General features: G+C 51.8%; 15 protein-coding genes. 4 read left to right on the top strand and 11 right to left on the bottom strand.

The features are described 5' to 3' along the window. Nucleotides 1-42: 42 nt before the first annotated feature. Nucleotides 43-1653 (bottom strand): ShlB/FhaC/HecB family hemolysin secretion/activation protein, encoded by a 1611-nt coding sequence (locus FZ040_RS08760; RefSeq protein ID WP_187620290.1) that lies wholly within the window; start codon nucleotides 1651-1653, stop codon nucleotides 43-45. A 23-nt stretch (nucleotides 1654-1676) separates the two neighbouring features. Further along, nucleotides 1677-5252 carry a YDG domain-containing protein gene (locus FZ040_RS08755; protein WP_149171637.1) on the bottom strand — a complete coding sequence of 1192 codons (3576 nt, stop codon included), beginning with the start codon at nucleotides 5250-5252 and terminating at the stop codon, nucleotides 1677-1679. 425 nt (nucleotides 5253-5677) lie between these two features. Between FZ040_RS08755 and FZ040_RS08750 the strand changes: the two genes are divergently transcribed. Then, on the top strand, nucleotides 5678-6088 hold the full coding sequence (locus FZ040_RS08750) for a hemerythrin domain-containing protein (protein ID WP_149171636.1): 411 nt from the start codon (nucleotides 5678-5680) through the stop codon (nucleotides 6086-6088). A 65-nt stretch (nucleotides 6089-6153) separates the two neighbouring features. Here FZ040_RS08750 and FZ040_RS08745 read toward each other — a convergent pair whose 3' ends face one another. Both FZ040_RS08745 and FZ040_RS08740 read right to left on the bottom strand, forming a co-directional pair. Continuing rightward, complete coding sequence (locus FZ040_RS08745) at nucleotides 6154-6552, bottom strand: hypothetical protein (RefSeq protein ID WP_149171635.1); 399 nt, start codon at nucleotides 6550-6552, stop codon at nucleotides 6154-6156. 98 nt (nucleotides 6553-6650) lie between these two features. Then, nucleotides 6651-7466 carry a Cof-type HAD-IIB family hydrolase gene (locus tag FZ040_RS08740; protein ID WP_255448818.1) on the bottom strand — a complete coding sequence of 272 codons (816 nt, stop codon included), beginning with the start codon at nucleotides 7464-7466 and terminating at the stop codon, nucleotides 6651-6653. A 191-nt stretch (nucleotides 7467-7657) separates the two neighbouring features. Here FZ040_RS08740 and FZ040_RS08735 point away from each other — a divergent pair, with 191 nt between their 5' ends. Beyond that, nucleotides 7658-8059, top strand: a complete 402-nt coding sequence (locus FZ040_RS08735) for a hypothetical protein (protein ID WP_149171633.1) — start codon at nucleotides 7658-7660, stop codon at nucleotides 8057-8059. A 78-nt stretch (nucleotides 8060-8137) separates the two neighbouring features. On the opposite strand, the gene FZ040_RS08730 is transcribed toward FZ040_RS08735, so the two are convergent. The 7 genes from FZ040_RS08730 to FZ040_RS08700 form a co-directional block, all read right to left on the bottom strand. Continuing rightward, nucleotides 8138-10474 carry an FAD-dependent oxidoreductase gene (locus FZ040_RS08730; RefSeq protein ID WP_149171632.1) on the bottom strand — a complete coding sequence of 779 codons (2337 nt, stop codon included), beginning with the start codon at nucleotides 10472-10474 and terminating at the stop codon, nucleotides 8138-8140. Nucleotides 10475-10501: 27 nt separating this feature from the next. Further along, nucleotides 10502-12133, bottom strand: coding sequence for a glutamate synthase-related protein (locus tag FZ040_RS08725; RefSeq protein WP_033170591.1), 1632 nt, complete (start codon nucleotides 12131-12133; stop codon nucleotides 10502-10504). Next, complete coding sequence (locus FZ040_RS08720) at nucleotides 12121-13227, bottom strand: class II glutamine amidotransferase (RefSeq protein ID WP_033170590.1); 1107 nt, start codon at nucleotides 13225-13227, stop codon at nucleotides 12121-12123. Before FZ040_RS08720 ends, FZ040_RS08725 begins: the two co-directional genes overlap by 13 nt. 418 nt (nucleotides 13228-13645) lie before the next feature. Further along, the gene (locus tag FZ040_RS08715; RefSeq protein ID WP_149171631.1) at nucleotides 13646-14611 is read right to left on the bottom strand and encodes a M23 family metallopeptidase; all 966 of its coding nucleotides are present in this window, start codon (nucleotides 14609-14611) and stop codon (nucleotides 13646-13648) included. Nucleotides 14612-14755: 144 nt separating this feature from the next. Further along, a complete protein-coding gene (locus FZ040_RS08710) occupies nucleotides 14756-15265 on the bottom strand; it encodes a DUF4446 family protein (RefSeq protein ID WP_149171630.1) in 510 nt (169 codons plus the stop codon). A 211-nt stretch (nucleotides 15266-15476) separates the two neighbouring features. Next, on the bottom strand, nucleotides 15477-16427 hold the full coding sequence (locus tag FZ040_RS08705) for a ParB/RepB/Spo0J family partition protein (RefSeq protein WP_149171629.1): 951 nt from the start codon (nucleotides 16425-16427) through the stop codon (nucleotides 15477-15479). Continuing rightward, on the bottom strand, nucleotides 16417-17187 hold the full coding sequence (locus tag FZ040_RS08700) for a ParA family protein (RefSeq protein WP_365690035.1): 771 nt from the start codon (nucleotides 17185-17187) through the stop codon (nucleotides 16417-16419). Before FZ040_RS08700 ends, FZ040_RS08705 begins: the two co-directional genes overlap by 11 nt. Nucleotides 17188-17413: 226 nt before the next feature. Between FZ040_RS08700 and FZ040_RS08695 the strand changes: the two genes are divergently transcribed. Both FZ040_RS08695 and FZ040_RS08690 read left to right on the top strand, forming a co-directional pair. Further along, a complete protein-coding gene (locus FZ040_RS08695) occupies nucleotides 17414-18103 on the top strand; it encodes a vitamin B12 dependent-methionine synthase activation domain-containing protein (RefSeq protein ID WP_255448817.1) in 690 nt (229 codons plus the stop codon). Between the two features lie 14 nt (nucleotides 18104-18117). Then, nucleotides 18118-20490, top strand: coding sequence for a homocysteine S-methyltransferase family protein (locus FZ040_RS08690; RefSeq protein ID WP_149171626.1), 2373 nt, complete (start codon nucleotides 18118-18120; stop codon nucleotides 20488-20490). The last annotated feature ends 42 nt before the right edge of the window (nucleotides 20491-20532 follow it).

The raw sequence follows: 20532 nt of genomic DNA, 5'->3' as shown, positions 1-20532 counted from the left end.
ATCCTGTTTCTTTGCAATAACGGTAATCTGTCACCTATTTAATCAGAATACTTTTCCGGCCAGGAACCAGATTCGCTGTTTGCTCTTGGCATCGCGGGAGAGATTGTCATCGCCGCCAATGCGCCGTGCATAGTCCACGCGGGCAAACCAGTCGTTCTCCTTCGAATAGGTGATTCCAAGACCCCAGCCCTGCAGTGTCGTGCTGGCACGGGCAGATTTCTGTTCCCGAACATGGCCGGCATCATAATAGGTCGAGAGCGTCAGCCCCGGAAGTTTCGTATGGTAGCGGAACTCACAGGTACCCATGATGCCTTCATCCCCAGAGGCTTCGCCCTGCGGATACGCCCGAATGCCGCGCGCACCACCCAGATAGATGTGCTCACTGCTGTCGAGGTTGGAGGCCGCCTTCTGCCCCGATACCTTCACCATTACATCAAAGGGTCCGGTAAGTTTCTGAATGTCGGTAACATCCAAAGTCCCTTTGATATAGCTCCCCTGGTAACCGCCATCGGTTGCCAAGGTATTGGCCAACGTCGAATCCGGCGTCAACGTACCACTTTGCAAGGAAACGTTGTACTGCAGGAGATTATTCGGCTGGCGATAACGTCCATCCACGCCAACGCTGGTACTGTACGAATGACGGTTACCGAGTTCCAGCCCCTTCATCTTATCCTCCAGCCGGCGGTAATTGAAGGAATAGACCAGATTCAGATTCTCCTTCGCCTGGTTGCAAAGCGGTGTTTTCCCATAGAGGCTGACGGTATCGGATTTTCCTTCCATGCCGAGCTGACTCCAGATACTGCCCAATTCGTAGTCCGTCCGGCTGTAACTAAGCCCTACCGTCGTCGCACTATGGCCGGTTGGCATTTCATAGCCGATGTTATAGCCATGCTGTTTGCCATTGGAGATGAGACCACCGACATTGAGACGATCCCCCCGATGGCTGATGTTGCGCCAATCGGCCAATCCCCCATAGCGATAGCGCCCAGCGGCTTTACTGCCGTAGTTCTCACTGTAGAGGATATACATATCCCTGTCCTTAGGCGCGATGCTGATGGCCAAATCGCTTTCGCCGCTATTGTCGCCTGGTACCAGGCTCGCACTGACCTCGATTCCCGGGATATCCTTGAGATTACGTACCGCCCGCTCGAGCTCTGCACTGTGGATTACGGTACCGGGCTTCAAGCCGGCAAGCGTCCGTCTCGTCACTGCCTCTTTCAGGACCTTATCCTCATCGACGCGGACTTTTCCCAATACCCCTGGGGCGAACTGCACCGTAAGATGACCTTTGACAGCGGTCTGTGCCGGAACATACGCCATAGACGCCGGATAGCCATGAACTCTGGCATAGGCTGTCAGCTGATCCAGCATCGCATTTAACTCGGTGGGGGTAATCTCCCGTTTCAAGAACGGCTCGACCAGCTGGGTCAGCGCCTTATCCTCGAGCGACATCTGCGGATGCTCGAACCGAACTTCCTGCAGCACAAACTGCAAATTTCCCGCCGCCTGCTCCTTCACAGGCGGTGCGGCTACCGCATCGCCATCCGACTGCTGTGCCACTGGAACCTGGGGTGGTGCTGGCACTGCCGGGGCCGCCATAGCCGCCGGCAATGCCGCCAGACAAAACAGATTGGTTAGAATAACAGATTTCACGTACCGCAATATAACCACCTCAATCATTCAGAAACAGACCACATCGTTAGAATATCCTCAAAACTCATAGCAACTGGCGTATTCATACCACTGCTGGCAAGACCTGACAACTGCCGATAATTATTAAGCGTCAATCCTTCTGCCAGCGCACGGCGTTTCAGCTCACCGTCACCTTCTGCCGAAGAATTAGCTACCGCCATCGCGTTAAGCATCAACGGGGAGAATTGCGTAATACTACTATTCGTGCTCGGCAGATAGCTTACCAGATAGTTCTGCCCCTCATTGCCATCCGCAATCGTGACGCCGGAGAACAGGAGATGTTTCCCCGTGCCGACAGTGCTGTCTTCAAAGGCAAAGACTCCGTCGCCGGCACGATCCGTGCCAAACAAACTGCCCTCAGAGACGCTGAAGGTCGCCCCGGGAGCACTTGTCGTGCCGTCATAAAGCTTCGTATAGTCGTCGGCCTTGAACGTCACCGGCACTGCCTGGATACTGCCAGCGCCCTGGGCCGAAGCCGCAATCGTATAGTTTGCCGCCGAGTCTCCCGTGAGCGAAAGGCCGCTATAGGTTACGGTCCGGTCACCGACATTCTTGCTGTCATACTGCGCCGTAAAACCATCGACCAGACTTACCGCATCGCCCTCCAGCACGCCCGTAAGCGTTGCTACCCCTGCGGTTGCTGTCGTCGTTCCATTGTAATCACGAGCCGTATCGCCAAAGGATACCGTAAGCGCCTTCGGCGTAATCGTACCAGTTCCTACCGCAGTGCCGGCAATCGTATAGTTGCCCGCCGAAGTTCCCGTAAGCGAAAGCCCACTATAGTTCACATCCCAGGTGCCAGCGCCCTTATTCGCGTAGGTTGCCTGAACGGTATCAGAAAGGCTCACCGTATCGCCCTCGACAAGCCCCGTAAACGTTGCCACGCCCGGTGTTGCGGCAAAGAGGCCATTATATTCCTTCGTCGTATTGCCAAAGGCTACCGTAAGCTCCCTCGGGGTAATCTTGCCAGTTCCCGCCAAATCATTCAGCGTACCCGTGAGATTGTAGTTCCCCGCATCGGCTCCCGCCAAAGCTACCGCTCCCGTGGCATTAAACGTAAGCTCATACGACCCAACATCCGCACTAGTATAATCTGACACCGTGATATTGGAACTATCCAGATATACATCATCGCCATCCACCATGCCAGCAATCGTGAACTTCGCCTGCGCATCGATGGCCGTCGTGCCATCATAGACCTTCGTGACATTGACGGCGTCAGCCGCTAACGTAAGATCCTTCGCCGTAATATTTCCCGTACTGCCCACATAGCTTACCACATAATTGGCACCGTTATTGCCGTCGGTCAGCGTACCGCCACTGATGGAGATAGCCTTCGCATTGCCGACATTCTTATCCGCAAAGCTGATTACCGGATTCGCATACGTATCCGCGCCTAACAGGCCGCTGACACTATAGCTGCCATCCACCGCTTCGATTGCCGCCTGACCGTCATAGGTCTTATTTTGTGAGGTTGCCGCAATCGTCAAAGGCACCGGCGTTACCGTGTATTTCAAAACCGCCGTCGTCCCCTCCGAAACATGAATGTTGTAGCCCTGCTGATTCGAATAAAGCCTCGACAAATCGTTAATCGTATATTCGCCAACATTACGCACCGTAACGGCTCCATTAGCCCCCTGTCCTACCAGAATATCCGCTCCAGTATAAGCGCTAGAAAGCTCATATGATATGTTGCTTGATAACTCCAACGGTTTCATAAAGTTTGACAGCAATGGTGTGGTATATCTAGGATAAATACGCCACCCTGTATTCGTGCTGCCGTCTATATTCATATTCCAGCTAGCATCGCTAAACGTCTCTGGATTCATTAATGTTTCTAAAGTTTCGCCTGTTCCTAAATCATTAACAGTTCCAGCATTATTCTTTACTTCTATATTACTTGCATAATATACTTCCGTCATATCAGAAATATTTCCTGTGTAATCTCCCACAACAGCTCCAACATGACTTCCATTTCCTTGTACATTTCCAATGTTATAGGAATTTTTTACCGTACTCCCAGAAGCTAACAATCCACCTACGTTATCCCCTGTACCAACTATATTTCCTGCATTATAGCTATTTTGACATGCTCCCCAGATACTAGCAATCCCCGCTACATAATTATTGCCGCTTATGTTACCAGTATTATATAAATACGAACCACCACTAGAGTAAATACCGCAAACATAATCACCGCCTGAAATATTACCGGTATTGTAACAATATTCTACGGGAGATCCTCCTGCAGGATGTCCCGCAATTCCTGCAACATAATTTCCATTAGAGACGCTTGTTACATTTCCTGTATTATAGGCATTACTAATCTTAGCACCAGACTCTAAACGCCCTGTTATTCCTCCCAAAGTTTTGGCGCCAGTTATATCTCCCGTATTATAAGAATTTGTCAGCTTACTGTCGGCTAAACCACCTATAATTCCCCCAACGACCTCATTCCCCTTAATACTACCTGTATTATACACATTTTTTATGATAACCGATGAACGCACTTCGCCAGCAAGACTTCCAACATAGTTATTGCCTGTTATATTGCTATTTACAAAACCTACATTTTCAAATACCGCGTTATTAGTGCGGCAATATCTAAAAAGTCCTACATAATTCGTATCTGGCTCATTAATCGTCAAATTACCAATTACGTAATTACAGCCATCGAGTTTTCCCTTAAATGACTCAGATTCTTCCTGTTCACCAATAGGCGAAAAATTTGAACCGCCATTATCCGGAACCGTTAATATTATGTCTTTGGCCAGCATGTAATTTCCATTAAGATTGTTTTTCATATTCTGCAGTTCATACGCATTGCGAACCAATACATAATTTATTGGCTCCAAGTCGGTTTCCCCACTGCTATCCTTAAAAGTCCAAGCAGGACTGGTCAATGCTAAATCGGTATACTGCGTATTGTTATACTCCTCCGCTTCTACGCCCACTTCCTGCCCTAAATGCGCGGGATTGGTCGATTGCAGTTTCACCGTAGCCGTATTATTCACAGCGGCCACATCCTTAAATGTGATGTTTTCACCCTGTACGGTAATCGCACTGGCATTTAACGTGCCCTTGTTGAGGACATCACCCTGAAACGTTACGGCGCTATCCAACGCTCCTTTTGCATCCGCAAAGGTATTGAGATTTCCCTCGCTGATTTTGGCCGTTGACAGATGGAGGCTGCCGACATCGATTTGGGCACCATCCCCGACGACAATCCCATTGGGATTCACGAGGTAGATATCCCCACCGCCCGTAATTTTCCCCAGGATTTCCGAGGGATTGATGCCCCTGACATAGTTCAGATAATTATTCGCATCGAATCGCACCTGCTCATTGGCCGCTACCGAGAAACTTTGCCAGGTAATCAGGTTATTCCCCTCAGTACTCGTGATGTCCATGATGGCCCCATTGGTCTCAATACCTACCCCGGCCGTAGGATTTCCGCCCGTCGGCATAGCCTGGACGGCCGGCATGATACTGAAAGCACCAGCAATCAGCGCCGCCATGATTCCATAGCGCGCCCTGCGTGTCATCTTCTCCCTCTTCATTGTATTTCACTCCTTTGTCATGAACTGTCCCTAAAAACACACAAAGCCTCCTGCCAAGGCGCAAACGAACCAAACATCGCTTACGCCCTCGCCGAAGGCTTTGTACGCACCTTATGGAAATGTGGATAATCCGCTATTTTTGCCCAGCAAATGTCCCCCCCCCCGAAGAGACAGGCGTAGTTCTCCCACTACTGCTCGGATAAAGATTCCGCCCTTGATTACGCGTTTTCATGACCTGTCACTCCCTACTTCACGTAAAACATAATTGTGAACAATCGAGTTGTTGCTGTTTACTTCGGACTCGCATCCGCGAATTCCTGCCATAAATATGTTCGTTTCGAAACTTTTTGTAACCCTAGTTACATCTTCGCCGCCCGTTTCCCGCTACACTATACCCATAGAGAAAAGTAAAAGGAGCGATTACGATGTATCTGGAAATTCTAAAAGACCACCATGAAGGAATCTACAAACTGCTTGATACCATAACTGGTGCTAAGACGGAAACGCAGGCGATAAGTCAGGCCGACGATATCTCTCGGGCGCTCTCCCGTCTCGCCGGACTTATCTCCATCCATTTGGCGGCCGAGGATAAATTTCTCTATCCAAATCTTGCGAAGAGCGATACGCCAAAAATCCGCGAGACCGCTACAACCTTTGACCAGGAGATGGGCCATTTAGCTGATACCTTTACCACCTATAAGGAAGCCTTTATGACCCCCACGAAAATCAAAAACAATCCCGCAGGCTTCCTGCAGGAGACCCACCGCGTTATTGACGCGCTGATTGAGCGCCTGCAGCGCGAGGATCAGGAGCTCTATCCCCTGGTAGAAGAATAATCCCCTAAGTCAAGAACCAAAAAGGCAGTGAAAACGTGCGGGCGTTTTCACTGCCTTTTTTCGAATCATTTTTGCATCAGCATAGCGAGCATCTGGGCAGCTGCCATATTCGCGGCCAGCTCATCCCCTACGGTATTTCCCGTAAGCGGCGGCGCCGAATGCTCCACCCGCGTACTGACTATCGCCGGATTCTCCTGCGGATTAGCCGCATGGGTCTTGCTCTGCGATACGATCCGATTTCCCGCATAGACGGTAACCAGCACCGAACCATCCGACATGACCTGCGTTACGGTTGTGGTATCTTCCCCATTACTTTCCCCAGTATCGGAGATTCCACCACCAGTTTCCAATTGACGCAGCATCTTGGCAAACGTATCCTTCGCCGCTTCCGTCTTTTCCCTGCTATTCCTGTCGTGTTTCATCCCTGACCAAGCCGTTATTCCCTGCACAGCATCAATAGCCATACATCCACCTCCAGCTTCTTCATCAAAAACACTCTCTATAGTATATATCGGTGAATATTCGAAAAGCTTAATCAATTCAGAGCAAAATATTTTAAAAATCAGCGCGCGATTTCCTTGGCAAAAATTTCCTGTTCCAGGAATCTGGCCCACCCATCCGCATCATTCGCTAAAGTAATATCCGTTGCAATCGCCTTGATTTTCTCCGGCGAATTTCCCATGGCGACACTGCGGCCTGTGAGCTCTAACATCTCAATATCGTTATAATTATCCCCCAAGGACAATGCCTGCTCGGCAGTGAATCCAAAATGTTTCAGCATCACTTCGATGCCGCTGGCCTTGGATACTGCTGCATCCATAATCTCGAGCAGGAACGCTGCCGACCGCACCACATGAAACATCGGGAACCGGGCAGAAAGCTCCCGTTCCGCCCGCTCGCAAAGTTCTGGCTCCGCCATCAGCAGAATTTTATGCGGGACTTCCCCAACGGCCAGGCGTTCCTCGAAACTGGCTTTTTGTGGTTGTGCCGAGGTAATGCGGACTTCCGTCTGGACGCGCTCGTTTTCCACCGCTTTGACATACCAATGGTGCCCTGCATAATAGTTGACCACTGCATCTGGATATTCGCTTTCCAGTACCGCCAACAGCCGGGCCGTATCGGCTCCCGCCATCGTTATGCTCCCCAGCTCTTCCCCCGTCTCCGTGAGTGCCAACGCCCCGCTATAGCTGATGATGGGAATCTTGATGCCAATTGCATCGGTCAAGGGATAGATAGCCTCCGGCATCCGGGCCGAAACCAGCACGAGCGGAATCCCCTCCGCCAGAAGTTTCTGCGCCGCCATTGCCGTGGCCGGACTCACCTTGCTCTCGGGGGTCAAAAAGGTTCCATCGATATCCGAAAATACAATTTTTACCATAAATACAGCCTCCATCGTCCGTTTACTTGTAAGTATAAATGATTATTTACGAAGGAACAATTGATATCTGTCACATCTTGACCGCATGGACAAAATATATCGTTAATGGCAATGTTTTATTGTGTGATAATATATTTTACCAAAGACATTAAAATCATGTTATAATCTAAAAAAAAATGAAGGAGGTCTTTATGACTTTAAAAAAACTGAAATCTAATCTCGTTGCCTGCTGCTTTGGTGCAGCTATCACCCTTACTGGACTTCACTTGATGCATCCCAGTGTTGCTAGTGCTGACCCTTGGATTGACTTGGGCTATGGCAAATACCAGGCTACCTGGTCGGTTGACCGCGGTTCCCTGATGGCCAGCGGCCGCATCCCCAATACGGTACTGCGCATCCATGCTGTGCTTGCTGACGATTACGCAGAATTTGAGGAGCGTGACTATCGCTTCACCCAGCAGGATGGAACTTGGAAATATATGTGGACGGGTTATACGGGCAAACATGCCTACATCTCGTCCGGTTCAAACTGGCAGAGAGTTTCCGGCGACCGCCTGGCGAACGATATTCTCTACATCGCTACGCATCATTAATCGATACACCGATAAAAGAAACGGGACCATGTGTTTTTCTCATGGTCCCGTTTTGTTGCACGTGAAACAATTATTCTTTTATGCTTTTGCTCCCGTCGAATACATGTCGATTTTTTCTGGGTTGTCGTTGATACTCCAGACGCCACAGGGGCAGACCCCCGCGCAGATTCCACAGCCAATGCAGCGGTTCGGGTCGGATACATATTCCCAGCTGCCATCTTCCTTCTGGATACGGGTAATGGCTTTTTCTGGGCAGGATTCCAGACACATCTTGCAGTCACGGCAGGTACCGCAGCTGACACAACGCGTATGGTCATCGACCGGATCCCCGAGCAGGCAGTGATTGCACTTATCAAAGTATGCTTTCGACAGGCGCTCGGCAGGGATCTGCTGCTTCTCAGGGAAGTCCGCAGTCTCTTGGCCCATGACATACTGATCGACATACCAGGCTGCTTTGCGGCCACTGCCGATAGCATCGGTCAGACGGCCTGGTTTAATCGTATCACCAGCGGTGAATACGCCTTTGGCAATGCTCTGGTCTTTCTTGGGTACCAGCCAGCTCTTGCGGAAGAACTCGATTCCCTCGTCTTCCGGCAGGAAGTCAAGCTCCGGTTCCTCACCGATGCTGACGATTACCTGATCGGCCGGGATGAAGCGGCCATCGTTGCCATAAACGCCCTCCGGCGTGATTTTATTCGTAAAGAACGGCCAGACGAGCTTGCCGCCGAGATTTTCGATGTACTCGATTTCATCAGCAAAAGCTGCCGGTTTCTGCACATCGACAGCTACGACCGTCTCCGCACCCATTTCATAAGCACCACGGCAGGTATCCATACCGGAGTTGCCGGCACCGATAACGACGACGCGCTTGCCCGTAGCCGGTTTCTCGCCACGGTTGATCGCCTTGAGGTATTCCAGTCCCATCGTGAGGTGCTCAGCCCCCTCCCAGGGGAAGAAGCGGGATTTCGTACCGCCCGTTGCCACGACTACTGCGTCGTTTTCTTTGCGCAGGGCAGCAAATTTCTCTTTATCGACTTTATAGCTCGTGACAAATTCTACGCCAACGCTCTGAATGCGTTTGAGCTCTGCTTCCAAGAGCTCATGTGCCAGACGGCCACGCGGGATAACCTGTTCGAGTTTACCACCCATGCGCTCGGCATCGTCGTAAACCGTGACGCTATGGCCTTTGCGCGCCAGCTGCCATGCCGTCGAAAGGCCGGCAACACCGCCACCGATGACGGCAATCTTTTTGCCCGTCTTAGTTTTGGGCGGCTCAACCTTCAGGAAGGCCGAACGATAGCCAAGGTCGCCAATCTGAATCGGCTCATCAATCGTACCGCGCGTACAGTGGTCCATGCAGGGGTTCGGGCAGACCGAACCGCAAACCGAGCCTGGGAACGGTGTATACTGAAGTTCCAGCTGGAACGCTTCATCGAGCTTGCCCTGACGAATCAGGTCATAGCGGCGCTGCGTCGGGATGCCCGTCGGGCAATTGAATTCGCACGGTGCCGCAAATTTCGCATTATCCCAGCTCGGTACACGCAGACGGTAAAGGCCCGTCGAAAGCGTATTGTGAACAGCGAAATCATCATGGGCTACATCGCTGAAGATGCCGCCTTTTACCCAGTCATTCAAACGGAATGCCTTGAGGTCATGGTTTTTCTTGCCCTTCTTCTCGGCAGCCGTCAGCGGGCGCAGTTTCTTCCACTGGCTCCAGTCCGAAAGTTCCTGGCGCAAATCCTCGCGCTCGATATGCTGCAGGAACTCATCCATGCCGCCATCGAGGAAAGCGATATCGTCCTCATCGAGGTCCATATATTTGATGTCAGCCGGATAGGTATCGATAGTACCGCGTACATAGACCACGCCGCCTACCATGCCGACACAGGCACGCTCGCCGAGAACCGATGCGAACTGCTCACTGTCATAACCGCAGACAATCGCACGGCCGCCGCCCATGAACTCGAACGAGAAAGATCCAACATTCTTGAGAATCCAGAGTTCCGGTTCTTCATAGAGCGGGTCATGTTTCATCAGCGAACCCGTACGGGTACCGCCACGGCCGCCGATGAAAATCTTACCACCAGAGGAACAGTGACCAGCCGTATCGCCGGCATCGCCTTTAACCGTAATCGTACCGCCGGAGTTCAGCCAGCCTACATCAGCCGATACCGAACCATCGGCTACGATTTCCGTGCCCGGCAGGCACATCGAGCCGAGACGCTGGCCGGCATTAGTGACATGGAAGTGCAGCGTCTTGCCTTCCGGATGCCATAACGGACCGCCGATATCATGCTGGCCCGAAGCCGCAATCTCGAACTCGGTCTCGCCCTGCTTTACCGCATCGCCAATGGCGAGCAGCAGGTCCTGAGTGGACATGCGTTCATGTCCCTGCATTGTTTCTATCTTAAACATAAGTTATTGCCTCCTGTTACGCCATCGTTAGCATACATACTGGATGCCGAGTTTTTCTGCCACGGCCTTATCCGTCGATACCAGTGCATCACTGCGGCCAATCGGCAGCGAGCTGTTGCCAATCGGCGCCATGAGCTTCTTGAGCTCTGCATCGAAAGCCAGTACATAGTCGACGATTTTCTGAGCACCACGGTCGATGTCGAGGCGTTTGACGAGGCGCGGATCCTGCGAGCAGATACCCATCGGGCATTTACCCGTATTACAGGAGTTGCAGCGGCCCTGCTCGTTGCCAACGCAGCCCAGGAGCTGAATCAGGACCTTGCCGACGAATACGCCGTTAGCACCGAGGCACATCATCTTGAAGGCATCAGCAGCCGCATTGCCGGTCATGCCGATACCACCGCCGCCATAAAGCGGAATCTGGCCCTGAAGGCCCTGTTTGACGGCTGCATTGTAGCAGTCGCGAATCTTGGAAACGACCGGATGGCCCGTATGGTCGAGGGATACCTCATTGGCGGCACCCGTGCCGCCCTGGATACCGTCGAGGAAGAAACCGCCGCAAATCTTGTACGGGTCACGCAGCAGGTTGTTGTATACGGAAACAGAAGTTGCCGATGCGGCGCACTTGATGCCGACCGGAACACGGAAGCCAAACGCGGCATTCATGGAAAGATGCATCTTCTGGACCGACTCCTCGATGGAGTAAAGGCCCTGATGGTTCGGTGGCGAAGCCAGCGTTGCCTTCGGTACACCACGGATAGCCTGGACATGCTCCGCTACCTTTGCCTCCGGCAGCAGGCCGCCGTCGCCCGGTTTTGCACCCTGGCCAATCTTGATGAGGATACCTGCCGGGTCCGTAACCATGTGCGGCATTGCCTTGATGATACGGTTCCAGCCAAAGTGACCGGACGCAATCTGTATAATGAAGTATTTGAGATACTCCGATTCCAAAAGTTTTACCGGCATGCCGCCCTCACCGGAGCTCATGCGGACCGGCAGGCCGCATTTCTCGTTGAGGTAGCCGACAGCCAGGGCCACGGCTTCCCAGGCACGGGTCGACAGAGCACCGATGGACATATCCGAGAAAATCAGCGGGTAAATCCAATCGACCGGCGGCGTATGGCTTGCCTGAACGAGCTTGCCATCCTTGAGCTCAAACGGGAGCTCTTTGGCGGAAAGCACGCGGCCAAAGGGCGAACGGATATCGAAGGTGTGGCGGGCCGCATCGAGCGACGGGTCCGTCATCTGAGAGATACGGCCAACGACAATACTGTCCAGCGTACGCTGCGCGTTAAGATTCGTGCGTCCACCGCGTTTGATGGGGCCATTGTCTTTTGCCAGCAGCGTGCGGCGGCTGTCCGGATTACGAACCGGACGAATGGCGTTGTTCGGGCAGATTTTCTCGCACATGCCACAGCCCCGGCAGAAATCCGTCAGGCTTGCCACCTGTTTGATGATGGGGCGCGCGACATGCGTATGCTTCGGTTCGGGCTGACTCCCCTCCGAAATCGTCAAAGACTGGCTCTGCGTAACCACTTTGATGGCCTTGAACGAACAGCCGGCCACGCAGCTGCCGCACATCGTACAGCGGTCAGCATGATATTCGATTTTCCATGGCAGGTCATTTACTGCCACGTCCTGAGTTTTTACTGCTTCCATCTCTGTACCTCCAGCTCATCGTTGATTACTATGATTTCCCGTTCATTCGGGTAAATGTCCTTCGTCTGGTCACGGTCCGGCATGATTTCATTGATGCCGCAAACCTCCGAAGAGATTGCCAGCATATCATCCGTGCGGCCGATGACAACCGGACGAAGTTTCTTGGAGTCGCAGCAGGTAATCATGCGATTATCCGGCAGCACACCGATAACGGTATTCGGGCCGTTGATCTCCAGATTCGCCAGCGACTGACGAATTGCCGTGAGGACCTCTTTATCCTCCCGCTGTTCGATTTCCTCGAACGGCAGCGGCGTAATGACATGCTTATAATAGGTAAGCGGCCATTTGAGCTCGTGATGTACATAATGAAGCGTATTGAGGAAACACTGGGAATCGGACTCAAAACCGATATAGCCACGATGCAGCGATTTCTGGAATTCCTTGTTCTTCGTATAGAAGGTATTCTCACCATTCGCACAGAGCGTGTAGCCCTGCAGGAAGAACGGATGCGCTGCATAGCGCACGATGTCGTAATTGGTATTCTGACGGCACTGCGCTACGATCGACTTCGCAGCCAGGCAGCCATTGTCATCCCAAAGGTGGAAATACGTAGCAATATCGCGCGGATCGCCGATTTCCTTCAAGGTCAATACATCCGGCCAAAACGAATAGACGAAGCCCTCGCCTGCCTCTTCGAGCAGTTTTCTGAGTGCCAGACGGGTATCGAGCAGCAGGTCTTCCTTCTGCTCCTTGGTCATCTTCTCGGCATCCTCCGGATAATCGTAGTTACGGAAAATGTAGTATGGCATTGCCTGAATATCAAGCCCCGGACGTTTATCCGGAATAGGAATCCATTCTGCCAGCTGTACGAAGTTGTGCGCATCCATGTATTCCTCTACCAGCTGCGCACCGCGCTGCGTGCAGGCCAGGGATAACAGCGGCTTATCCTTATAATTGGAAAAGATGCCGTACAGGTCCTGCATGACCATGGCGAATCCGGAGTTATCATGCCCTTCCTGCTGCGGAAGCATCAAACGCAGCGCCTTGGATGGCTGAATGGGTACTTTGCTCTTGATTGAACCAATTCTACACATATCCGTCTCTCCTTTGAGATTGTCCTTTGTATATAATACATTGTCTCTATACAATACATTTCGACTGTAATGTATCTCCTATTATAGGAAGACTGTAAACCGATGTCAATATGTATATTCAAGCATAATATTCTGACAAAATCCGTTATTTCCTTGATTTTACGCCCACTTTCTAAAAAGCTGCTATTATATTTATACATTTCTGCATAAATATGTATGTATACAGTTTACAGTTTTATCATTTGTTATACTTATTCCGCCAATAAAAAAGCCCTATGCCGTTGTTTGCATAGAGCTTATGTTTATTATTCACTTTTGTTATGTTATGTATTTTTTTACTGTATACACGCATACAACTCCGTGAAACAGCCGTCATGCGTCCATGAAAGTATACATAATACTTACGGCTTTATGCCTATCAATGGAGGTACGAGGCCGGATTTACCGCCTCACCGCCAATGCGCACCTCATAGTGAACATGCGGCCCCGTAGAGAATCCCGTGCTGCCCATGTAGGCGATGACCTGGCCGCGGCGGACATACTGTCCCGGCGTGACGACAACCTGCATTGCATGACCATAACGGGTCATGATGCCATTGCCATGATCAATGTCAACCATATTGCCATAACCGCCATCATTCCAGCCAGCCGTCGTGACAACACCATCAGCAGCCGCCAGGATTGGCGTTCCTGCATCATTGGCAATATCGATGCCCGGATGGAAATCCGAGCCATTCCAGCGAAGTCCGAACGGCGAAGTAACAACACCATGGGCCGGCCAGATGGACGGCATCGTGCTGCTGCCCATAAGCGGATTGTAACCAAGCTTCTCCTGACGGTCTTTGATATGCTGCTGCAAGTCCATCAGCGACTCACGGCGCTGGGTAAGCCCCTGCTCCACCATGGTGAGTACCTGACCGATATTGTTCAAATCCGGCTGGACTACCGGTCCGCCCTGCCCATCGTGCTTGCCGTCGCCATTGCCACTGGCATCAGGGTTCTGCTCAGCCGGTGCATTGCCATCTTTCGCCGGAGCCATCCCCGTCATCTGGCGCAGTTCATTTTCGATTTGTTTCAGCTGCTCCATTTCATCCTGCAGGTCGTTGGCCTTCTTGGAAAGCTGCAACAGCTGTTCCTGCTGAATCGTATTCACTTCCCGGAGTTCCCGGATCTCACTTTGTCCGCTCTGCGCCGCAAAGGTACTGTAAACCGAATAGCTGAATGCTCCCACAAAGAGCAGCGCACCAACAGCTGCCGAGGCAACGCCAATCTTTAAGTTGCGCGCGGATAAATGGATTTTCTTTACATCGCCGCCATTGGGCGGGATAAATTTGATTGTATACTCCGGTGATTCCTTTATCTCTGGTTTCTTCTCGTCTGCCAAAGTAAAGCCTCCAAACACTTTCAATAAAATAATCCACGGACATAAAACTCCCTGGATTGCTTCACCAATAAATAAAAAACCTTATGCCATTATAGCATAAGGTTTTTGTTTTTTAAAGTTTTTTCTACTATAGAATATACCGGATTACTGCGCCTTGGCCATAGCGTCATGCAGTGCCTGTTCCTCTTCCTGCGTCAGCGTGTAGGTCGATGCACCAGCCTCGATTGGCTTTACATAACTGCGGGAATCCTCGCGGCCAAAGATGCTGGACAGAATCACACCATTATTATAGGAGTCCAGCAAGGCCACCGCATAGCTCAGATCGCTGCCCATGTCTTCAAAGGCCCGGAAACGGACAACGCCCACCCGCGTGACCGCAGTCTGGAGCAGTGCATCCATCCGCTTGTTCTCACTATCGAGCCGCTGATTCTCCTCTACGACGTGACGAACCTCATCGATATGGCCCATAAGCAGGCGCTCCATGTTGGCACCATCAACGCCAGTCATCATCTTGCGATAACGCTTTCTCATATAACTGAGATTCATCGCCTGATTAATCATAATTCCCAACATGATTACCATAATCACGGCCATGCCGGCAACGATAAATGGCATATTGTTCGTCATTATCTTTATGAACTGCTGAATATCCATTGTTTATTGAATGCTCCCTTTCTCTGCTTCCCTTCTCATGCAACCAAATGTTGCACGTGAAACAAAACCGCTAACCCTTAATCGCAAACCTTTAATATTATAACGCCGTAGTTCAAATTTTGCTATAAGCAAAATATACTTATTAGCGTTTCAACGCGTCAAGCGTTCTAACGCCATTGTTCTAGTTTTGCCATAGGCAAAACCGCCTGGCTTAGACCGTAAATTTCTGCGTCAGCGACACTTGCCGCAAGGCATCGATCTTCTGCTTTTTGACTTGTTCTTCCCGCTCAAGAATCAATCCCATGATGCGATCCAAATCCTCTGGGGAATAAAATTCGATTTCGATCTTGCTCTTTTTCTTGCCCGGATGGATTTTTACCTGCGTGCCAAATAGATGCGTAAGCTTATCGACGGCATCGGTCAGGAATACGTCCTGCTCCTTCTTATCTTTCTTCGCCGCCTCCGGTTTCTCCTTAAAGTAGTCCGGATTATCCTGCAATTTTTTGACCAGCGCCTCGCATTGGCGAGCCGACAGATCTTCTGCCTGGATGTATTCGGCAGCTTCCCGCTGCAAGTTCTGATTCTCAATGGCCAGCAGCGGTTTTGCCTGTCCCATGGACAGGGCGCCATTGGCAACGTAATCCTGTACCTGCGGCTCGAGCTTCAACAAACGCAGGAAGTTGGCGATATGCGAACGGCTGCGGCCGATTTTCTTGGCCATATCATCCTGCGTCATGCCAAAGTCTTTCATAAGACGCTGATAGGCCTTGGCTTCTTCAATCGCATTCAAGTCTTCGCGCTGGATATTTTCAATCAGAGCGATTTCACTGACTTCCGCATCATTATATTCGCGAATCATCGCCGGTACCGTCTTTAAGCCAGCCAGCTTGGCAGCCCGCAGACGGCGCTCGCCAGCAATCAATTCGTACCCCGTGCCCGGCAGCTTGCGGACCAGCAGCGGCTCGATGATGCCAATCCGTTTTACGGAATCCTTCAGCGTATCGAGTGCCGTCTCATCGAACTCCTGACGCGGCTGGTAACGATTGGCTTTGATTTCCGTTACATTAAGCTCCTGGACTTTATCCTTGGCCGGCGTTATTTTCGTATCCTTGAGCAACGCCCCAAGACCTTTGCCCAAACCGCCATGTGCCTTATTTGCCACGAGCAATCACCTCTTTCGCCAATTTCATATAAACCTCTGCTCCCTTGGAACGTCTGTCATAGTAGAGAATCGGCTCGCCATAGGAGGGAGCTTCCGACAGGCGGACCGTACGCGGAATCATCGTCTTATAAACCGTATCCCCAAAATTCGTGCGAACTTCATCTACGACCTGCTCCGACAGCTTCGTACGGGAATCGAACATCGTCATGAGAACGCCCTCAACCTCGAGATTCGGGTTGAGATTGCTGCGCACCAGTTCAATCGTATTCATGAGCTGGGAGACGCCCTCCAACGCATAAAATTCGCACTGGATTGGCATCAGTACCGAGTCAGCTGCTGCGAGCGAGTTCAGCGTCAGCAGCCCGAGCGACGGCGGGCAGTCAATAATGATATAATCGTAGTTTTCCTTGATGCTGTCCAAGGCTTTCTTGAGACGGGTCTCGCGCGAAATTGCCGCTACCAGTTCGACTTCAGCACCGGCAAGCTCGATATTCGCCGGCAGGACATCGACCTTGAATTCCGTTTTCTGAATGACATCTGCGACTGCCGCATTATCAATCAAAACATGATAGATGGTCTGCTCCAGCGCCGATTTATCAATGCCGAAACCACTGCTGGCATTGCCCTGCGGGTCGCAATCTACCAGCAAAACTTTTTTCTTCTTTTCGGCCAGGCAGGCTGCCAGATTTACGGACGTGGTCGTCTTGCCGACGCCACCCTTCTGATTTGCCACCGCAATAATCTTTGTCAACGAATCCACCACTTTCTCTGTATTAAAAACGTTACAGTTTTTCTTGTAAAATCTCGCAAAAATAAGTATAATTGTTACGATAATATTAAATACATAAACAGTTGTTATTGTATTGTTAAATTGAATAGCCTCGCGTCATTTCACTACTTTATATAATAATATGAAATGACCGAAAAGCCAATGTTTCACGTGAAACATTTCTAAAAAAATTATTTCTGCTGCCTGGCGAAAGGATGTGAAGGGATTGCCTATCTATAATGCACCGCTTTTAGCCATCGATGCAAAAGAGACCCGACGTTATGCCGGCCTGATGAAAGCCGAAAACTTTGACGAGGGAAAAATCGAGGCTGCCTGTCAGGATGCCCGCCTGCTCGCCGCCCCCAAGGGCATCTGGCAGTTGTACGACTACGATTGTGAAACACAGGAAATAATCGCCGAGCCAAACTGCATCCTGCAAGGGGCGAAAATCGGAGCTCATCTTGCTGGCTGTGAAAAAGTCATCGCCCTAGCGGCAACCGTTGGCGAAACCATTGAGGAAACCGTAACCAAGCGCTTTGAAGCTGGGCAATATTCATCCTCAGTACTGTTAGACGCGGCCGCTACCACGGCCGTGGAACAAGTCGCCGATGCCATGGAAAAAGCCATCCGGCCCAAAGCGGCAGCCAAAGGCTACGGCATGCGCTGGCGATTCAGTCCTGGCTATGGCGACTGGCCGATTGAACAACAACCCGAGCTCATCCGCCTCACTGGCGCAGCTGCTATCGGCATCCATCTATCCTCGTCGATGATGCTTATCCCGCGAAAGAGCATAACGGCCGTAATCGGACTATATAAGGAAGATAAATCAAAACAAACAACAGCCACTTCCCATAAAAAAGGCTGTGCAGCCTGTCCCAAAACAGACTGCCCTTCCCGAAATGTATAAGGAGCGTGACCTTTTTGATTCATATTTTTGACGGTGCTATGGGCACCATGCTGCAAGCCGGCGGACTAGAACCAGGCGGCTGTCCGGAACTCATGAACATCGAAAACCCGGAAGTCGTAAAAAATATTCACCACGCCTACATCGAGGCCGGGTCCACCATTATCGAGACAAATACCTTCGGTGCCAGCTCCTTGAAACTCGACCACTACGGCCTTGCTGACCGCGTTGCCGAACTCAATGCCGCCGCCGTAAAAATCGCCAAAGAAGCGGCCGCCGGACGCGCTAAGGTCGCCGGTTCCATGGGCCCGACGGGCCGTTTTGTCGTTCCACTTGGCGATTTGGAATTTGAAGCCGCCTATCAGTGCTTTGCCGAACAGGCCAAAGCGTTGGCCGAAGCCGGTGCCGACTATCTGATTATCGAGACCTGCATCGATATCCAAGAAATGCGCGCGGCCCTGCTGGCGGCCAAAGACACCGCTCCAAAAATCCCCGTCATCTGCCAGCTTTCTTACAGCGAAGACGGCCGTACGGTTACGGGTACGGACCCGCAGTCAGCCGCCATCATCCTGTCGGCTATGGGCGCCGATATCATCGGTGTCAACTGCTCCCTCGGACCAGAACAGCTCGTGCCGATTGTCCGCACGCTGGCCGAAAACTGCGATGTGCCGATAAGCGTCCAGCCAAATGCCGGCATGCCTTATCTGGAAAACGGCGAAACCGTATTCCCCATGGGGCCCGAGGATTTCGGCCGCTGGGGTACAAAACTCTTAGAAGCCGGCGCCACCTTCCTCGGCGGCTGTTGCGGCACAACACCTGCCCATATCGCCGCCCTGGCAAATACGTTAAAGGATGCCCACGAACCAGCACGGCCCAAGCGGCCGAAGCGGCTTTGGCTGGCCAGCCGCAGCAAAGCCGTCTGCATCGACAAGGAATTGCCCACGCGCCTCATCGGTGAGCGCATCAATCCAACCGGCCGCAAAAAACTCGCCGCCGAAATCCGCGAGGGTTCCTTCCTTTCCGTAAAAAAAGAAGCTCTCAATCAGGTAAAAGCCGGCGCTCATCTGCTCGATGTAAATATGGGCGTTGGCGGCATCGACCAGGCAGCCGCCATGAAACATGCCATCACCGAAATATCGCAGCTGACCGATGCACCGCTGGCAATTGACACCAGCGATACGCAGGCCCTAGAAGCTGGCCTGCGCGCCTATCCCGGCCGTGCCCTCATCAACTCGGTCAGTGCCGAGAAAGACCGCATTGCCGAATTTTTGCCCCTGGCGAAAAAATACGGTGCCGCTATCCTCTGCCTGCCGATTACTGATGACGGCGTCCCAAAAACCGCCGAAGCCCGCCTCGAAACCATCAAAGGCATCATCAAGGCCGCCAAGAATAACGGACTCGATGACGGCGATTTCCTGCTCGATGCACTCGTCATGACCATTTCGGCCGATGCCAATGCTTGCCATGAGGTTCTCCGGACCCTGGCCCTCTATCGCCAGGAACTCGGTTATCCGTCTACGATGGGGCTTTCCAATATCTCCTTTGGCCTGCCGAACCGGCCGCTCATCAACAGCACCTTCTTCACGATGTGCCTGGCCGCAGGGCTCGACGCGCCTATCATGAATCCCTATGATGATTCGATGCAGCAGGCACGAAAAGCCAGTGCCGCCCTCTTAGGCCACGATCCCAACGGACTTGCCTTCAGCAAAGATGAAGCCAACCTCAGCGTACCGAAAAAGGCCGCCGTTGCCAAGGAAACCGTCCTTGCTACCCTGCCGGCCATCAAGCAGGCCGTTATCGAAGGGGAAAAGGACGATGTCGCCCCACTGGTCGAAAAGGCCATCCAGGAAGGCCACAGCGCCAACGAAATCACCGAACAGGCCTTGACCGCCGCCATGACGGAAATCGGCGAAGATTTCGGTGCGGGCCGCATGTTCCTGCCCCAAGTGCTGCTCTCGGCTGAGACGATGCGCGCAGCCTTCAACAAGCTAAAAGAACTGATTCCGGCCAGTGCCAATGCCGAAAACGGCACCGTAGTCATTGCCACGGTCAAGGGTGATGTCCACGACCTTGGCAAAAACATCACGGGTGCCCTGCTGGCCAACAGCGGCTTCAAACTCATCGATCTCGGCAAAGATGTCGATTCCACGGATATTGTCAAAGCTGCCATAGAAAACAACGCCGACATTGTCGGCCTCTGTGCGCTCATGACCACCACCATGGTCCAAATCGACAAAGTCATCGCTGACCTAAAGGCCGCTGGCTGCAACGCCAAAGTCATGGTCGGCGGCGCTGCGGTCACCCAGGAATACGCTGACAGCGCCGGTGCCGATGCCTATGCCCCCGACGGGGTCAAAGCCGTTGAACTAGCTAAAGGACTTGTAAAATAGCAATCGAAAAGGGAGATGCCAAAACGTGGCATCTCCCTTTTT

Origin of the sequence: Pseudoselenomonas ruminis (assembly GCF_008271295.1) — a bacterium.
Lineage (GTDB): Bacteria > Bacillota > Negativicutes > Selenomonadales > Selenomonadaceae > Selenomonas_A > Selenomonas_A ruminis.
This window is presented reverse-complemented; position numbering and strand designations above follow the sequence as displayed.